General features: G+C 67.0%; 24 protein-coding genes. 20 read left to right on the forward strand and 4 right to left on the reverse strand.

The genetic code is table 11. From position 1 onward, the window contains the following. Positions 1-160: 160 nt before the first annotated feature. Entirely contained in the window at positions 161-463 is a 303-nt protein-coding gene (locus tag N4G63_RS14905; RefSeq protein ID WP_260786249.1) for a hypothetical protein, read from the reverse strand. A 2-nt stretch (positions 464-465) separates the two neighbouring features. Then, positions 466-861: a hypothetical protein gene (locus tag N4G63_RS14910; RefSeq protein ID WP_260786250.1), complete on the reverse strand. Its 396-nt coding sequence runs from the start codon at positions 859-861 to the stop codon at positions 466-468. A 293-nt stretch (positions 862-1,154) separates the two neighbouring features. On the opposite strand from N4G63_RS14910, the gene N4G63_RS14915 reads away from it, so the two are divergent. Further along, positions 1,155-1,397 (forward strand): hypothetical protein, encoded by a 243-nt coding sequence (locus tag N4G63_RS14915; RefSeq protein ID WP_314599876.1) that lies wholly within the window; start codon positions 1,155-1,157, stop codon positions 1,395-1,397. A 38-nt stretch (positions 1,398-1,435) separates the two neighbouring features. Here N4G63_RS14915 and N4G63_RS14920 read toward each other — a convergent pair whose 3' ends face one another. Further along, on the reverse strand, positions 1,436-1,726 hold the full coding sequence (locus N4G63_RS14920; protein WP_262968564.1) for a helix-turn-helix domain-containing protein: 291 nt from the start codon (positions 1,724-1,726) through the stop codon (positions 1,436-1,438). 37 nt (positions 1,727-1,763) lie between these two features. On the opposite strand from N4G63_RS14920, the gene N4G63_RS14925 reads away from it, so the two are divergent. The 19 genes from N4G63_RS14925 to N4G63_RS15015 all read left to right on the forward strand — a co-directional run bounded on the left by N4G63_RS14925 (position 1,764) and on the right by N4G63_RS15015 (position 12,469). Continuing rightward, on the forward strand, positions 1,764-2,246 hold the full coding sequence (locus N4G63_RS14925) for a hypothetical protein (protein ID WP_260786252.1): 483 nt from the start codon (positions 1,764-1,766) through the stop codon (positions 2,244-2,246). Between the two features lie 623 nt (positions 2,247-2,869). Then, positions 2,870-3,778, forward strand: coding sequence for a hypothetical protein (locus N4G63_RS14930; protein WP_314599877.1), 909 nt, complete (start codon positions 2,870-2,872; stop codon positions 3,776-3,778). A 107-nt stretch (positions 3,779-3,885) separates the two neighbouring features. Beyond that, positions 3,886-4,179 carry a hypothetical protein gene (locus N4G63_RS14935; RefSeq protein WP_260786254.1) on the forward strand — a complete coding sequence of 98 codons (294 nt, stop codon included), beginning with the start codon at positions 3,886-3,888 and terminating at the stop codon, positions 4,177-4,179. Further along, positions 4,176-4,997: a hypothetical protein gene (locus N4G63_RS14940; RefSeq protein ID WP_260786255.1), complete on the forward strand. Its 822-nt coding sequence runs from the start codon at positions 4,176-4,178 to the stop codon at positions 4,995-4,997. The genes N4G63_RS14935 and N4G63_RS14940 overlap by 4 nt, the downstream gene beginning before the upstream one ends. After that, on the forward strand, positions 4,997-5,320 hold the full coding sequence (locus N4G63_RS14945) for a hypothetical protein (protein ID WP_260786256.1): 324 nt from the start codon (positions 4,997-4,999) through the stop codon (positions 5,318-5,320). Before N4G63_RS14940 ends, N4G63_RS14945 begins: the two co-directional genes overlap by 1 nt. After that, positions 5,317-5,454 carry a hypothetical protein gene (locus N4G63_RS14950; RefSeq protein WP_260786257.1) on the forward strand — a complete coding sequence of 46 codons (138 nt, stop codon included), beginning with the start codon at positions 5,317-5,319 and terminating at the stop codon, positions 5,452-5,454. Before N4G63_RS14945 ends, N4G63_RS14950 begins: the two co-directional genes overlap by 4 nt. Next, complete coding sequence (locus N4G63_RS14955; RefSeq protein ID WP_260786258.1) at positions 5,448-5,711, forward strand: hypothetical protein; 264 nt, start codon at positions 5,448-5,450, stop codon at positions 5,709-5,711. The genes N4G63_RS14950 and N4G63_RS14955 overlap by 7 nt, the downstream gene beginning before the upstream one ends. After that, positions 5,711-6,094, forward strand: coding sequence for a hypothetical protein (locus N4G63_RS14960; protein WP_260786259.1), 384 nt, complete (start codon positions 5,711-5,713; stop codon positions 6,092-6,094). The genes N4G63_RS14955 and N4G63_RS14960 overlap by 1 nt, the downstream gene beginning before the upstream one ends. A gap of 2 nt (positions 6,095-6,096) precedes the next feature. Further along, entirely contained in the window at positions 6,097-6,348 is a 252-nt protein-coding gene (locus N4G63_RS14965; RefSeq protein ID WP_260786260.1) for a helix-turn-helix transcriptional regulator, read from the forward strand. Positions 6,349-6,433: 85 nt separating this feature from the next. Next, positions 6,434-7,222: a phage Gp37/Gp68 family protein gene (locus tag N4G63_RS14970; RefSeq protein WP_260786261.1), complete on the forward strand. Its 789-nt coding sequence runs from the start codon at positions 6,434-6,436 to the stop codon at positions 7,220-7,222. Positions 7,223-7,465: 243 nt separating this feature from the next. Then, positions 7,466-7,744 (forward strand): hypothetical protein, encoded by a 279-nt coding sequence (locus tag N4G63_RS14975; RefSeq protein ID WP_260786262.1) that lies wholly within the window; start codon positions 7,466-7,468, stop codon positions 7,742-7,744. A 774-nt stretch (positions 7,745-8,518) separates the two neighbouring features. Then, positions 8,519-9,178: a DNA cytosine methyltransferase gene (locus N4G63_RS14980; protein WP_260786712.1), complete on the forward strand. Its 660-nt coding sequence runs from the start codon at positions 8,519-8,521 to the stop codon at positions 9,176-9,178. A gap of 122 nt (positions 9,179-9,300) precedes the next feature. After that, positions 9,301-9,567 (forward strand): hypothetical protein, encoded by a 267-nt coding sequence (locus tag N4G63_RS14985; RefSeq protein WP_260786263.1) that lies wholly within the window; start codon positions 9,301-9,303, stop codon positions 9,565-9,567. 374 nt (positions 9,568-9,941) lie between these two features. Next, positions 9,942-10,118, forward strand: a complete 177-nt coding sequence (locus N4G63_RS14990) for a hypothetical protein (protein ID WP_260786264.1) — start codon at positions 9,942-9,944, stop codon at positions 10,116-10,118. Next, positions 10,115-10,273 carry a hypothetical protein gene (locus tag N4G63_RS14995; RefSeq protein ID WP_260786265.1) on the forward strand — a complete coding sequence of 53 codons (159 nt, stop codon included), beginning with the start codon at positions 10,115-10,117 and terminating at the stop codon, positions 10,271-10,273. Before N4G63_RS14990 ends, N4G63_RS14995 begins: the two co-directional genes overlap by 4 nt. A gap of 108 nt (positions 10,274-10,381) precedes the next feature. After that, positions 10,382-10,807, forward strand: coding sequence for a hypothetical protein (locus N4G63_RS15000; RefSeq protein WP_260786266.1), 426 nt, complete (start codon positions 10,382-10,384; stop codon positions 10,805-10,807). 82 nt (positions 10,808-10,889) lie between these two features. Beyond that, complete coding sequence (locus N4G63_RS15005; protein ID WP_260786267.1) at positions 10,890-11,105, forward strand: hypothetical protein; 216 nt, start codon at positions 10,890-10,892, stop codon at positions 11,103-11,105. After that, positions 11,102-11,359: a hypothetical protein gene (locus tag N4G63_RS15010; protein ID WP_260786268.1), complete on the forward strand. Its 258-nt coding sequence runs from the start codon at positions 11,102-11,104 to the stop codon at positions 11,357-11,359. The genes N4G63_RS15005 and N4G63_RS15010 overlap by 4 nt, the downstream gene beginning before the upstream one ends. Positions 11,360-11,380: 21 nt before the next feature. Then, complete coding sequence (locus tag N4G63_RS15015) at positions 11,381-12,469, forward strand: integron integrase (RefSeq protein WP_314599878.1); 1,089 nt, start codon at positions 11,381-11,383, stop codon at positions 12,467-12,469. Here N4G63_RS15015 and N4G63_RS15020 read toward each other — a convergent pair whose 3' ends face one another. Then, complete coding sequence (locus tag N4G63_RS15020) at positions 12,470-13,747, reverse strand: tyrosine-type recombinase/integrase (protein ID WP_260786270.1); 1,278 nt, start codon at positions 13,745-13,747, stop codon at positions 12,470-12,472. Between the last annotated feature and the right edge of the window lie 46 nt (positions 13,748-13,793).

A 13,793-nucleotide genomic window follows, 5' to 3' on the forward strand; every position in this document is an offset into this window, starting at 1 on the left:
CCCGCCGCGGTGTCCCGCGGGCTCTGGGCTCTGAGCCCACCCTGCCAGCTTTGCGTGCCCGAGTTCGCTGGCTTGTGACGGTCGCGCTGCCCCTCGGTCGGCCCAGGCAGCGCAGTTCAGGCGGGCTACATGGCGGCCTCCATCGTCTGCTCCATGGCGGTCAAGCAGCGATGGCCGCCGGGCGCACCCAGGCGGCGATCAGGCTGATCAGCGGCGCGGCATCGTTGGCCGCGGCCGCATCGGCCCGGCGGATGGCGCGGTGGTACACCGGCACGGGCCGGCGCACGCCAGCCACACGCACTGGCGCACCCTTGCGGGCATCGCCCGCCTTGCACATGTTGTCGAGCGCCATGCGCGTGAGCCCGATGCTCCAGCCCGTGCGCTGCGCCAGCTGCCGGGTGGTGCCTGGGCCGTCCAGCAGCGCGGCGGCCAGGGTGACGCGGATCTCGGACTGTGGGCGCATGGTCAGGCCACCGCCTTCAGGCCGGTACTGCCCGGCGGCAGCGAGCCCATCAAGGCCTCAATGCGCTGCAGCATGGCGGCCTGCTCGCTCAGGGATGCGTGGAACGCGCGCTGCAGCTCTGCCAACTCTTGCTGCGGCTCACGCGGCACCGGCGTGGCGTAGTGCAGCCGGCGGGCGCAGTGCTCCATGTAGGCATGGCATCCAGCCTGGCGGGCCAACAAGGCCACCTGCAGCACCTTGTCGGGCGTGAGGTTGTGCGGACGGTCGTCGTTCAGGCAGTCGAGCAGCTTGCGCTGAGCCTGGTCGATCAGCAGATCGGGAAACAGCTTCGCGCCCACCACCTTGGCGCCGCCGGCGGCCGCCACACACTCCACCAGCACCTCGGTCAGTGTCTGCATTTCAGGCATTGCGAACCCTTGCGAATTTTTCGCAGCCGTTCGCATGTGCTGCGAAAGGCAAAAAAAAGAGACTGGCGGCATGACGCACACCAGTCCGATCTCGCGGGAAGAAGCGGGCCCGGCCAGCCACGGCCAGCCGGGCCACGAAACCACGCGAGCACGAGGAGACGCCGCTCACCGGATCGGCCGGCACCAGTGCGTGGAGGGCGCTGCCCTGCTGGCAGATGGGTGGCCGCCCTGCCTGCAGTACGCTGGGGGCTCTCACACCCACCCAACGCCACAGGAGGGCGACCATGACTGTCAAGACACTTCCCCAAGTTGGACGAATCGAGGGCGTGTCACTGCTCGGCCAGGGATCAGATCCCAGCCGCCTGAAGGTCGAGCTGCAATACACCGGCCCAGGACCAGACGCCGGCACGTGGTACTCGACCACGATGCCGCTGCTGGATGCGCTGTACCTGCTGAACTTGCTGGAAGCCCTGTCGCAGCAAGGCGGGCTCGACCATCTGCGTCGGCCGCCTGGCGCAGCGCAATAGCGCCAAGCGCCACCAACGCGATGCGGCGGGAGACATGTTCACGCCGCATCGCGCACCACCTCAAGTTGGGCACCCGGGGTGCCGATAGCGTGGGGAGTGCTGGCGCCTGCTGCGCCGCCTCCGGTCGATTGCTGATCAACCATGCTTTCGAGTTCGGCCAGAATGTTGGTGGGCAGGTGTTTGCGCGCCAGCGCCGCCAACACCCGGTCTGCGATCCGAGCGGGCAACGGGTCAGGCCACTGGTTTACGGCCTGAACCGAAACACCGACTTCACGCGCCACAAGGGCGGGCGAGCCACCAAGTAAGCGAAGGGCGGTCTGCTTTTGCACCCTTCTATTGAACCATGCTTTAACTCACATCGCAACCATGCTTGACTTCGACGCACTTAACGTCATCGGTGTGAGTAAGTTCGCCGATCGCTTGAAGGACGCCATTGCGCTGGCCGGGTCACCGCCGGTCGCTGATCTGGCGCGAGTGCTCATCAACGGGGATGGCCAACTTGGCGCGTCTGAACAGGCCGTTTACGCCGCCCTGAAGGGCACGACCAAGTCCTTCACCGCGGAGAACTGCGCACGCGCTGCGCGCTTCCTTGGGGTGGATGGGTATTGGTTGGCCACGGGTGTTGGCCACGCCAAGCGCCAGGATCCACAGTCACTGGATCCAGACCAGGCATATGTCGTCGAGAAGATGCGCACGCTCAACCGCTACCAGCTGGACATGCTCATCGTGGTCGTCGACGCCTTCACAGGCCCATCAGGCGACCGCGCAACTGTGTCGATTTCCTACGCTCAGCGTGCCGCGCAGCCCAGCGCAGCCCATCTTCCAGGTGTCGAAACACCTGGCGATTGATTGCGGCCGTAGCTACTTCTCCGGCATAGCGCAGGAAGACTTCTTCCTGCAATTCCGTTGCCACCAAGGCCACCGGCAACCTTTGCGCGGGCTCTGGCAGCTGCCGCGCCCACACAGCCAACTGGCCACCGGTCACAAACACGGCTGCGCCCGTGTAGTCCACGACAGCGGCCGTGGTGCACGCACCCTCGCGCTGAATGATTGCCGCGTGGATGCTCGACATGCTTGACATGGTCACCACGCCTCCAGCCCTTACGAGCAAGACCCCTGAGTGCAGGCGCTGGTAGCGCGCCGTGGCCATGGCCACCTGAATCGACGACATCCGTTCCTCTCGGCTGTGGGATACGACGGCCGCTGGTATCGCCGGGCGGTACTCGCCAACCCGTGTCAGAAACGCAACGCGACCACCCCAAGTGTGCTGAAATCTTACCTCGCTTCAACCATGCTTGTATTTTTCATTGAAGCATGATTGAATAGCTTCACCGCCGACGCACGGCTCGGCGTGGGAGCACAAGGTGTTTCAACCGCTACAGGCTATTTCCGCCGCTGGCTCAGAAACCGAGCCACCCCCTCAGATCTGTGCTGTAGAGGCATCCAGCCCCGCGCCGGGCATCCCCTCGGCTGTGGATGCCGGCCGCACGATCAGCGTCGACCACCTGCACCTGGCCCTGATGGCGCGCCGGCACAACCTGGGCACCGGCGGCACGCGCTGGGCGGCCATGTCCAACGGCGCCATCGATCAGGGCTGCACGCACCGCCACGGCGCAGGCGGCTATCGCCTGCCGCGCCCGCCGCTGCTGTCGCCGATGGACCGCGGCCGCATCACCTGCGTCATCGACCGCGTGCGATTCCATGGCCGCAGCGAGGTGCACCGCACCTTCGGCTGCGGCATCCGCGCCCTGATGGCCAGCGTGCCCAGCAGTGCTGAGGGCGGGCCAATGAGCGCCGTCACTGGGCAATCAGGTCAACGGGCATGCTGCCTCGCCGCGCGTCCAGGACTGAACTGCATCCGCCAAGGCGGGCACACCGCGCAGGTGGGCGATCTGCAACTGCGCCCCCCCCTCGGGGCCTGGACTGACGTCGACGACCAGCAGCGCTTGAATGCTCAGCGACGTTTTGCTGGAGAAGGAGACGCGCCCCACCCGCTCGGCCGGGAAGAAGTCGGCCACGATCTCCCAGGGCGAGTAGCAGGTGCGCATGCCTTGCACCACTTTGCGATACGCGATTTCGGGCTGATCCGCCACCACCACCATCCTTGTCTCGCCTTTTTCCGCGAGCTGGTGTGGCGCGGTCGAGCACCCAGCGTGCGCAACGAGCGCAAAGCCGGCCAGGGCCGCGCGCAATCTCCAGTCGTTCATGACCTCTCCTTTCGCCGCCACCGCGGCGGCGTGGCTCATTTTGCGCACAAGACATTGCGGCGGCTGACCCTGGCCACCTGCATGGCGCTCACCGCCTGCGGCGGCGGCGACCCCGAACCCGAGAAGCAGATCGGCCCGCCCGACTGCAAGGCACGGCCCGAGCTGTGCGCCTGATGCGCACCGCCCTGCCCTGGCTGGCCGCGGCGGCGGCCCACCTGATCGTCGGCGCGCTGCAGGCCGCCGGCATCTGACCTCCCCCAACTGCCTGCCTGGAGCACACGATGAACCTGAGCACACTGGACGCGGCCGTGTCCGCACACATGGCGCACGGCGCCATGGCCCTTGACGCCCCCCTCACCACCGCGCTGTGCGACCAGTTCTGCGCGCCTGAGGGCGCCCAGCCGGCCGTCGCGGCCGGCGCGGGCCTCACGCCCACGCAGCAGGCCGCACTGGCTGAGGCTGACAGCGACCCGTGGCTGTGGCGTTTGGCGCCGCTGGCGGTTCTGCTGGGCCTGTGCACCGGCGCGCGCGCCGCAGGGGATGTTCTGGGCATAGCGCGGGACTGGCTGGCATGAGAGCGCTGATCGAAGCCCGTGCGGTGCTGGCCAGCCGGCCCGAAGGTTACATCTGCAAGGATCTGGCAGCGGCGCTGCAGATCAAGGCCGGTGCCGCATCCAAGCGCCTTGGCAAGATGGTGACGTTGCAGCTCTGCATCGTGGTGGGCAGCTGTCCGCGGTATGCGCGCTACTTTGCCACGCAGGCGCAGGCCGACTCATGGGCTGCGGCCAATCCGGCGTTGGCGCACCGACCGGTGCGTTCACGCGCGCAGCGAACCGCCGAGCGCGCTACCGCCCGTGCGGCCCGCGAGGCTGCGCCCACCATCATTCACCGCGTGGGCCAGGCCGTGGCGGCCGCCGGCGCGGTCGGGACAGTTTCCACTCAGCTGCGGCATGCGCTGAGGCTGACCAGCACGCAGGTCTACACCGCGCTCACCACGCTGCAGCAGGACGGGCTGGTGCTGTGCCAGGTGTACAAGATGCGCCGCTTGTGCTGGCCAGGCAAGGTCGTGCCCAGCGATGCCGCCGTGTCCGCTCTGCAGCGCCAGGTAGATGCCGCTGTGCTGGCCAACGGACGCGCTAGCGCCTGCGTGCGCTGGGGCCTCAACCCCGAAGATCCGCTGCGCCGCACTCAGCCCGCGCCCATGAGCATCAGCCCGGCCCGGCTGCAAGGCGAGGCCGACACCAGCCGCGCCCACATCACCCGCGCCGCACCCATCCCGTACACGGCGCGGCACCAGTATTTGCAGCTGCCGGCCGACCCGCGCTGGCCGTCGTTCAGCTCCATCCCGCTGGGCGCCACGCTCAGCGCCACCCACCAGCAGGAGGCCGCCTGATGCCTACCACGCACCACTTCGTCGGCCAGCTGGTCGAGGCCGATTGCACTCCCCTGGATGGCATCCACCAGCTCAGCGTGCGCCTGATCGACGACGACGGCACCAGCCACATCGCCTACATGGTGCACGGCCGCGGCGCAGATGCCGCGCGGCGCAGCGAGCAGGCCTTCAGCGCGCTGCAGATCGGCCAGCGCTACCACGGCAGCGCCACGCTGAAGCGCGTCGGCGAGCCGCACACCTACCACTTTGGCAGCGTTGCGCTGGCAGCCGACCGGCGCCGCGCCCGCTATGAGCCGGCGCAGGGCTGGATGGCCGCCGCATGAGCGCCGACCTGATTGGCCTGACCGGCCACGCCGGTGCGGGCAAAGACAGCGTGGCCACCGGCGACCGCATGGAGCGCGACGGCACGCAGGTGATCGCGTGGGCAGACATGCCGGCGGGGAGCCGGGCATGCTGAGCCCCGCCCCCGCCCCCGCCCCCGCCCCCGACCCCGACCACCAGCACGCCGAGTTCGTCGCCCACGCCGCCGCCGGCCACCTGGACGCACTGGGCCAGCCGTTCAGCCGCTGGCGCTTGGCCCGCTACCACGACGACGGCCGCGCCGTGCGTGATGCCAACGGCCACCAGGTGTTCGAGAGGCAGGCCGACTGGCTGGCGCGCCGCGGCGGCGCGATCAACAAGCTGCCGGCGCCGGTGCAGCAAGAGATGTTCTGATGACCGACCCCACCAACGACCACAGCCGCGTGAGCCCGCAAGGCCGCGCGATGGGCAAGAGCGCGGCGCGCCTCGCGGATCTGGGCCTCGCGCGCTTGGCCGAGCTGGGCCTGGATGGCGTGAAGGGCCCCGGCCTGCGCGACGAGATGTGCAAGAGCTGCGCATGCCGCCTGGGCGCCGTGCCGAACGGATGCCTGCAGACGCAGATGGACCTGCTCAAGGCTGCGGCCGAGGGCAAGCCGTTTCAGTGCCACGCGCCACGCAATGGCCAGCTGTGCGCCGGCTGGGTGCGGGTGCGCGCTGAGCTGGTGGCGAACCCTCTGCCGCCGCAGGCGCTGGCGCTGCTGGCGCAGTGGGAATTTAGCCCGGCGGATGAGGATTGACCATGGCCACCAAGACCCCCACGACTGCCGCCACCATCGTCCGCATCGAGCCCATCGGCGTGGGCCGCGACGATGCCGCCTTGCTGCTGGGCATCGGCCTCTCCACGTTTGAGGCTCACGTGACCCGAGGCACGCTGCCGCGGCCGCGGCAGCTGGGCGGCCGCGCACTGTGGTTGGTGGACGAGCTGCGCCAGGCCGCTCATGCGCTGCCGGTGAGCGACCTGCTACCGCCGCCGAGTGCGCAGGCAGCCTAACGACCAGGTTAAGCCGGCCCGCCGTGCGGGCTCGGCTTGAACCGCCAGTTCGGCTGGCGGAAGACGCAACAGAAGGAGGCCAGCGATGGCAGAGACGACAGGCATTGCATGGACTGACAGCACGTTCAATCCGTGGATCGGGTGCACGAAGGTAAGCCCGGGCTGCGACAACTGCTATGCATCGGTGAGCACACCGGCGCGCAGCATGCGCATCGTATGGGGCGCTGGCCAGCCGCGCCACCGCACCAGCGCGCAGAACTGGAAGACGCCCGAATTCTGGAACAGCCAGCACGAGGCGTTCAAGGCCGCGCACGGACGGCGCCGCCGTGTGTTCTGTGCCAGCTTGGCGGACGTGTTCGACAACGAGGTGCCGAACCAGTGGCGCGCGGACCTGTTCGCGTTGATTGACCGCACGCCGCACCTGGACTGGCTGCTGCTGACGAAGCGCGTGGGCAACGTGCTGCCGATGCTGCTGGAGATTGGCCGCGAGCGCCTGCCGGTGAACGTGTGGCAGGGAATTAGCGCCGTGAATCAGGACGAGGCCCGCCGCGACCTGCCGAAGCTGGCGCGGCTGGACGCCACGGTGCGCTGGGTGAGCTACGAACCCGCGCTGGGCGAACTTGACCTGTTCGACATGGTGATGACCAAGGACGGCCCGCACCAGTTGATCGAGGGCCTGGACTGGGTGATTGCCGGCGGCGAGAGCGGCCCGAAGGCCAGGCCGATCCGGCGCGAGTGGGTTGACCTACTGCGCGAGCAGTGCGCTCGCTGCGGCGTTGCGTTCTTCTTCAAGCAGTGGGGAGGCATCAACGCGACGGCCGGCGGCTGCGAGCTGGACGGCGCAGAGGTCAAGGCATGGCCCGCCACCACCTGAAGCCGAACGCCGGCAATTAGCGGGACGCCCGCCAGGGCGGCTCCGCTGCATTGGCACTGTTAGGCCGTATTTTCTGAGAGGACAACAAATGCTTGCATGGTGGGCTGAACTAATGCCGCTGTTTGCGGTGCGGTGGCTTGCGCGGCGATATTGCGAAAGCATCGCGGCGCACCCGCACGTTTGCAAAACTGCGCGCCCTGATGTGCTGCTGGTTGTGATGACCACAAGAATGAGAAAGCATTGATGCCCTGCTACATGAAAGACCAGCCAGATGGCCGCATGTTCATTTGCGGCGACCTGGGCGACCACTGCGCCGAATGCGGCTGGGTTGGTGAGTACCTGTGCGACTACCCAGTTGGCGAAGGCAAGACCTGCGACCGCCCGCTGTGTGAGACGCACGCAAACGATATTGGCCCAGACCTGCACTACTGCGCAGCGCACCTGGGCATGTGGAAAGCCTACCGGGACAGCGGCGGGGTGCAGCGCGAGCTGGACAACGTGGTGCCGTTCCGTGGGGCCTAACACCGAAGTTCAGCGGCCCGCGTAGCGGGTCGCGCTGCAACGCAGAGTTAGACGCGTTTGAGAGGAAGCAATGAGAAATTCGACCGAGAGGATCAACAGACGCCGCGCCGGCACAGCCCCACCAGCTGGTGGGATGACTGGACACGCCAGCACCACGAGGCCCCTGACGGCCTCCACTGGGAAAGTGCATCTTGACTGCGCAGAGTGCGGGATTGGGTTTGAGCGATACGCATGCCATGTGAAGGGGAGAAACCTCACCTACCCGGCGACCTGCAGTCGAGCGTGCGCTGCGGCAATACGCCACATGTACAACACTGAGGTGACTTGCTTGATTTGCTCGACGCCGATGATGTTGACGCCCAGCCAACTGGGCAAGAAGGTCACCTGCTGCCGCATCTGCTCTGCCGCGAACAAGCGCGGACCCAACCCATCACTGCGTGGGTCTGCCGCCTACCTTGCTGCCGCTGACGAGTTGCGCGCCCGCCAACACCATTGCAGTGGGTGCGGGCTGGTTGATGCCCCACTGTTCGTGCGTGGACTCGTTGCAACCTTGGATGAATACGGCATCCCCGTCGTTGACTCCAAGTCGGCTCGGCTGATCTGCCGAGCCTGCCACTTGGCGGAACAACATCCGCTTGCTGTCGCGGCTAGGAGAACCGCCGCAGCAAAGAGGCGAGCATCTAACGCTGAGGTAAGCAGGTGACAACGGCGCTACAAATGCAAGACGAAGCCACCAGCGGTGCCGCCGTTGGCGCTCTGCTTGACCGACGTGTTATGCCCCGCCGCGCGCCACGTTGCCTGGACTTGTTTTGTGGCGCTGGCGGTGCTGGCATGGGCCTGCACCGCGCCGGCTTTGAAGTGGTGGGCGTGGACATTCACCCGCAGCCTTACTACCCTTTCACGTTCCGCCAGGGTGACGCGCTGGACGCAGACCTAGAGGGGTTTGATCTGGTGTGGGCTTCGCCGCCGTGCCAGGCGTACACCGAGATGCAGCGCATGCACAAGAACAGCGCCGCACACAAGGACTTGGTGGCGCCGATGCGGGCGAAGCTGCAAGCGTGGGGAGGCTTGTGGATCATGGAGAACGTGGCCGGTAGCCCGCTGCGCGAAAGCCTGATGCTCTGCGGCTCGATGTTCGGGCTGCGGATTGCGAAGCACCGATTCTTTGAGGCTAGCTTTGAACTTCCGCTGCTGATGCCGCCCTGCGACCACCGCGACCTGTACGACCCGTGGCACGGCAAAGGCCGCACGGCAGACAAGATGCGCGCGGCGCAGGGCACGCCCTGGATGCCGAGCAGCGGCGGCGCTTCGCGGAAGCGGGGCGAGACAGGCGACACGAACAACGCGATACCGCCCGCGTACTCTGAATTTCTAGGCTCGCACGCCCTAGTGGTGATTGCGGGGCCTAACGTTGGAGCTAAGGCGCCGACGTAGGGCCGCAGGCCCGTAGGAGGTCGCCTTGAGCGACCAGTTAGGCCCCATGTTTCCGGGGCGCGAACCTGTAAGAAGGACTTACAAGATGGCTGAACTGAACACCGAAGACGAAAGGACAGACGATGAGCAACCAAGCTGAAGCAATGATTTACACGCAAGCAGACCTTGACGCGGCAAGACGAGCGGCCACAAGGGATGCGCGTGAAGATTCCCGAGCCGAGGTGGAGGCCGCAGATGCCGCGCTCGATGTTGCGGCCTCCGAGGTCTCCAGGCTGCGGGGCGTCGTTGACGTGGCGCGCCAGGCTGTGGCCGCCAGAGACCGCTTCGGCTGGAGCCCGGAGGCTGATGCGGCCATTGGCAGACTGCGCGATGTGGTGGGGCTGCGATGACGTGGCCGAAGCTTGCAGAGCACCCGACGGTGAGAGACATTCCGGCCGGGACATTTTGGGCAAAGAACGTCAATGACCAGTGGGTGATTCAGCTCCGGCGCACGGGCGAGGAAATTGCAGCGAGCGCATCACTACGAACGGCCATCCTACGGGCGCGCGAAGTGCTGGACAGCCGCATTGGGGCCTAACACTGGCGCTAACCGGGAGCCACGCCAGGGGCGATCCGGTTGAGCGGCCTGTTGGGCGGCTGTAGCCGGAGCGCGAAAGACCACACGCCGCGTTTAGGTATTACCACAAGTGCTTGTGTGCTGCTGCTTTCGGTATTACAGTAACACCACTGCAGCAAGACGCCGCAGCAACCCAAGGAGAGCACCATGAGCAAGTACGAAGTCAGCAACAGCAAGTCGGCCCACTCTTTCGGCGTGTACGAAGCCGAGAGCGCCGAAGCCGCCATCGAAGCCGCATGTAAAGACGCTGGCTATGACAGCAAGGCCGCCGCAGAAGCGGCGATGGGCCGCGACTCCGAGTTGGTCGCGGTCGAAGTCAAGTGAGCGAGCAGGCCGCCAAGAAGACCGGGCGGCCTGAAAAGGCCCCCGAAGAAAAGCTGAAGCCTGTCCCTGTGCGGCTGACCGATGCGCAAAAAGCCAAGCTGCAACGAATCGGGCCGCAGCGGCTGCGCGACTGGCTGGACCGGGTCAAGGAATGACGCCCAACGCCCAAGCTCAGGCGCCCCCGTAAGCGGAGCCGAAGGCGTAGCTGTAGGGGCTCGCCTGGAGCGCAGTGTTAGGCCACTGGTTGAAAACTGAGAGGAAATATGCAAGCCACGTATTTGGAAGTGTGCGCCCAGGTGCGCTACTGGGAAGACGCCACAGTGAACGGCGCCGAAGACACAGAGGGAACGCTGATACCTGCGCGCGTGAATGAAAGCTGGCGCCCGGTGATCCGGCTGGCCGATGGGCTGGTGATGGACTGGCCGCAGGGGACAACGGCTGACATTCACTACAAGGTGTGCGACGCTGGCGAGTATTGGCTGCTGGACGACGAGCGCAAGCGCGTTGCCAAGTGGGCCGGCTTCTATGTGCCGGGCGACTTCCTGTGCCACGGTGACAACGGCTACGGCGACTACATCATTCTCAAGGTGGGCGCCGACGGCCTGATTGAGAAGTACCGCGCGCCCAAGATCGAGATGAACTGCGGCTGCGACGAGGACGATCAATCTGGATGGGCTTTAGTGGCCTAACGCAAAAGCTCACCGGCCCGCAGGGTCCGGTGCAGCGACGGGTTAGCCGGCCCCGTGAAAACCGGCACAACCGAGGAATGACATGGAAATGATGAACCGCGCTATTGATGGCGCCGCACTGTTCAAGGACATGATGCAGAAGGTTGAGGCCGGCGCCGTTCCTGCTGCGCCGGCTGACCCCGAGGTGGCCGCCTGGAATGCTGAAGTGGATCGCGCCAGGGCCGAGAAGCTGGAACGCAGGATGAAGGCGAGCGACAGCGCATTGCGTGCTGAACTGGCGAAGGCCAGCCAGCGATGAGCGCCAGCGCCCGCCTGAGCGTGCGACTGCAGGACATTGCACAGTCGCTGGCCGAAGTGCTGGACGAGGTGGCCGGCGAGCCCATAGCGTTTGTGCTGGTACTGCAGGCCGACCAGGCCGCGCAGTACGTGAGCAACGCCAGCCGCCATGACGGGCGCGAGCTGCTGAAGAGCCTGATGGATCGGTGGGACGCGAAGCGCGCCGACATCCCGGCGCACTACAACCCCGATCTTCGCCCGCAGCAGGCCGGCTAACGCAATTTCTACGACACCCACATGACCCACCAAGTCATGTATCCAGGATCGAATGCGATGGACACCCCAGCACCAGCCGACAGCGTGCCGGTTATCACGACAGGTCTGGCGCAGATACACGACACGGCGCGGCCGGTCTCTACGTCCGCCCCGAACTTGTGGGACCGCATCGCCATTGCCTGCCGAGCACGGCACTTCAGCCTGAGCACCGAGCGCAGCTATGTGCATTGGGCAAAGCGGCTCGCCGCGTGGCATGGCCGTGTGCACCCGGCCAAACTGGGGGCCGACGACGTGCAGGCCTTCCTGAACCATTTGGCTGTCGAAAAGCGCTGCGCGCCGAGTACCTGCAAGCAGGCTCTATGCGCGCTGCAGTTTCTCTATCGTCACGTGCTGGGGTCCGATCTGCCCTGGCTGAATGACCTGGCCCGCCCGCGCGGCCAGCCGCGGCTGCCGGTGGTGCTGAGCGTGCGCGAAGTGCAGGCCGTGCTGGCACACACCAGCGGCACGCCGCGGCTGATCCTGGCCCTGCTGTACGGCAGCGGCATGCGCATGATGGAGGCACTGCGCCTGCGCGTGAAGGATCTTGATCTGGAGCGCCGCACCATTACTGTCCGCGAGGGCAAAGGAGGGAAGGACCGCACGACGATGGTGCCGGAATCCCTGGTTCAGCCCCTGCATGACGTGCTGCAGCATCGGCGCCGGCTGCATGACATTGACAGAGCGCGCGGCATGGCCGATGTGGAACTGCCGCATGCCATGGAGGCCAAAAGCCCGCGCGCCGGCCAGCAGTGGCCGTGGCAGTTTGTGTTCTGCTCGCCCGACTACGCCACATGCCCACGCACCGGCGCGATCCGCCGGCATCATCTGCACGAGGTCAACGTGCAGCGCGCCATGCGGCGAGCCGTGCAGCTGGCCGGCATCCAGAAGCGCGCCACCGTGCACACGCTGCGCCACAGCTTTGCCACCCACCTGCTGGAGGCAGGCTATGACATCCGCACCGTGCAGGAACTACTCGGGCACAGCGATGTGAGCACCACAATGGTCTACACGCACGTTCTCAATCGAGGCAGCCACGCCGCACTCAGCCCGCTGGACCGCTTGTCGGCCTGATCACCGCGCTGCAGCAGACTCCCAGCGCGCGGCAAGCCGCGTGATCCACTCGCGCCGCTCGGCGTCATAGCTGTGCCGGTTGTAGACCCCGGCCACGCCGGGCGGAATGTGGCCCAGCACCGCCTCAGCCACCGCATCAGGGCAGCCCATCGCGGCCAGGTGCGTGCGCACCGTGCGCCGCAGATCGTGCGGCGCCCAGTCCACCACCGGCCAGCGCGCGCGCACCTGCTGCTTGCGGATCGTGCAACGCGGCATGTGCCAGTAGACGCCCACACCCACCACCTTCTGATCGACGTGCGCCGCCTCTCCCGACACCGACGGGAACAGGTGGCCGGTGTGCACATCCATGCGCGTGCGCACCACCTCCATCGCACGGCCCACCAACGGCACCCGCAGATCGGTGACGAGCTCGTGGCGCCGCATCTTCTGTTTCGCCTTCGGCAGCGTCCACCACCAGCCATCCGCCTCCTCGGCGACCTCGCCGGCCTCGATCTGCACCAGCTCGCCACCGCGGCAGCCGGTCCACAGGTAGAGCGTCAGCAGATCCGCCACCAGGCGCGAGGTGTGCGGCAGGAAGCGGACCACTGTCCCCACCTCCTCCAGCGACAGTGCGCGCTTGACCACGCCCTGGTGCTGGCCGCCGACGATCTTGCCCGCGCTGGGCAGCTTGCCGCGCAAGATCAGCCGCCACCAGTTCGGCACGTCCTCGCTCAGCCGACCGCTGTCGTGCGCCCAGTCCCAGGCGGCACCCAGTTCGCGGCGCAGGCTCCGGGCCTGCACCGGCGCGGCCCTCTGCGCGTCGATCAGGTCATAAGCCACCGAGCGCGTCACCTCGGTCGGCAGCCTGTCGGCGATGCTGGCCGCGCCCTTGTCCAGCGTGCGCTTGAGCTCGGCCATGCCCTTGGGCGCGCGCTGCTGGGCGGCGTGGAACTCAGCCAGCAGCCGGCCGACCGTGTAGCGGCCGTGGCGGGCCTCGTCGCGCTCAGCGGCTACCTGGGCCTGCTGCTCATGCCGAGCCTGGCGCCGCTCCTGCGCCGGATCATGGCCCGCATCGCGCAGCGCCCGCAGGCGCTCCCACTCACCGCCGGCCGCCGCCGCCGACACCGCCGGCCAGGCGCCGATCTTCAGCTGCCGCATCCTGCCGTCCGTCGGGCTCTTGAACCGGTACGTCCAGGCCCAGCCCGCAGCCGATCGCACCAGGCGCAGCCCGGGCGCATCTGCCACCGTCATATGATCGCCAGCTTTGAGCAGCCGCGCCGCACGTGGATCGAATTGCACCCCACCCCCAAAAACCTACGCCGGCCGGCAGCGTAGGTTTTGCGCC

Origin of the sequence: Aquabacterium sp. OR-4 (assembly GCF_025290835.2) — a bacterium.
Lineage (GTDB): Bacteria > Pseudomonadota > Gammaproteobacteria > Burkholderiales > Burkholderiaceae_C > Pseudaquabacterium.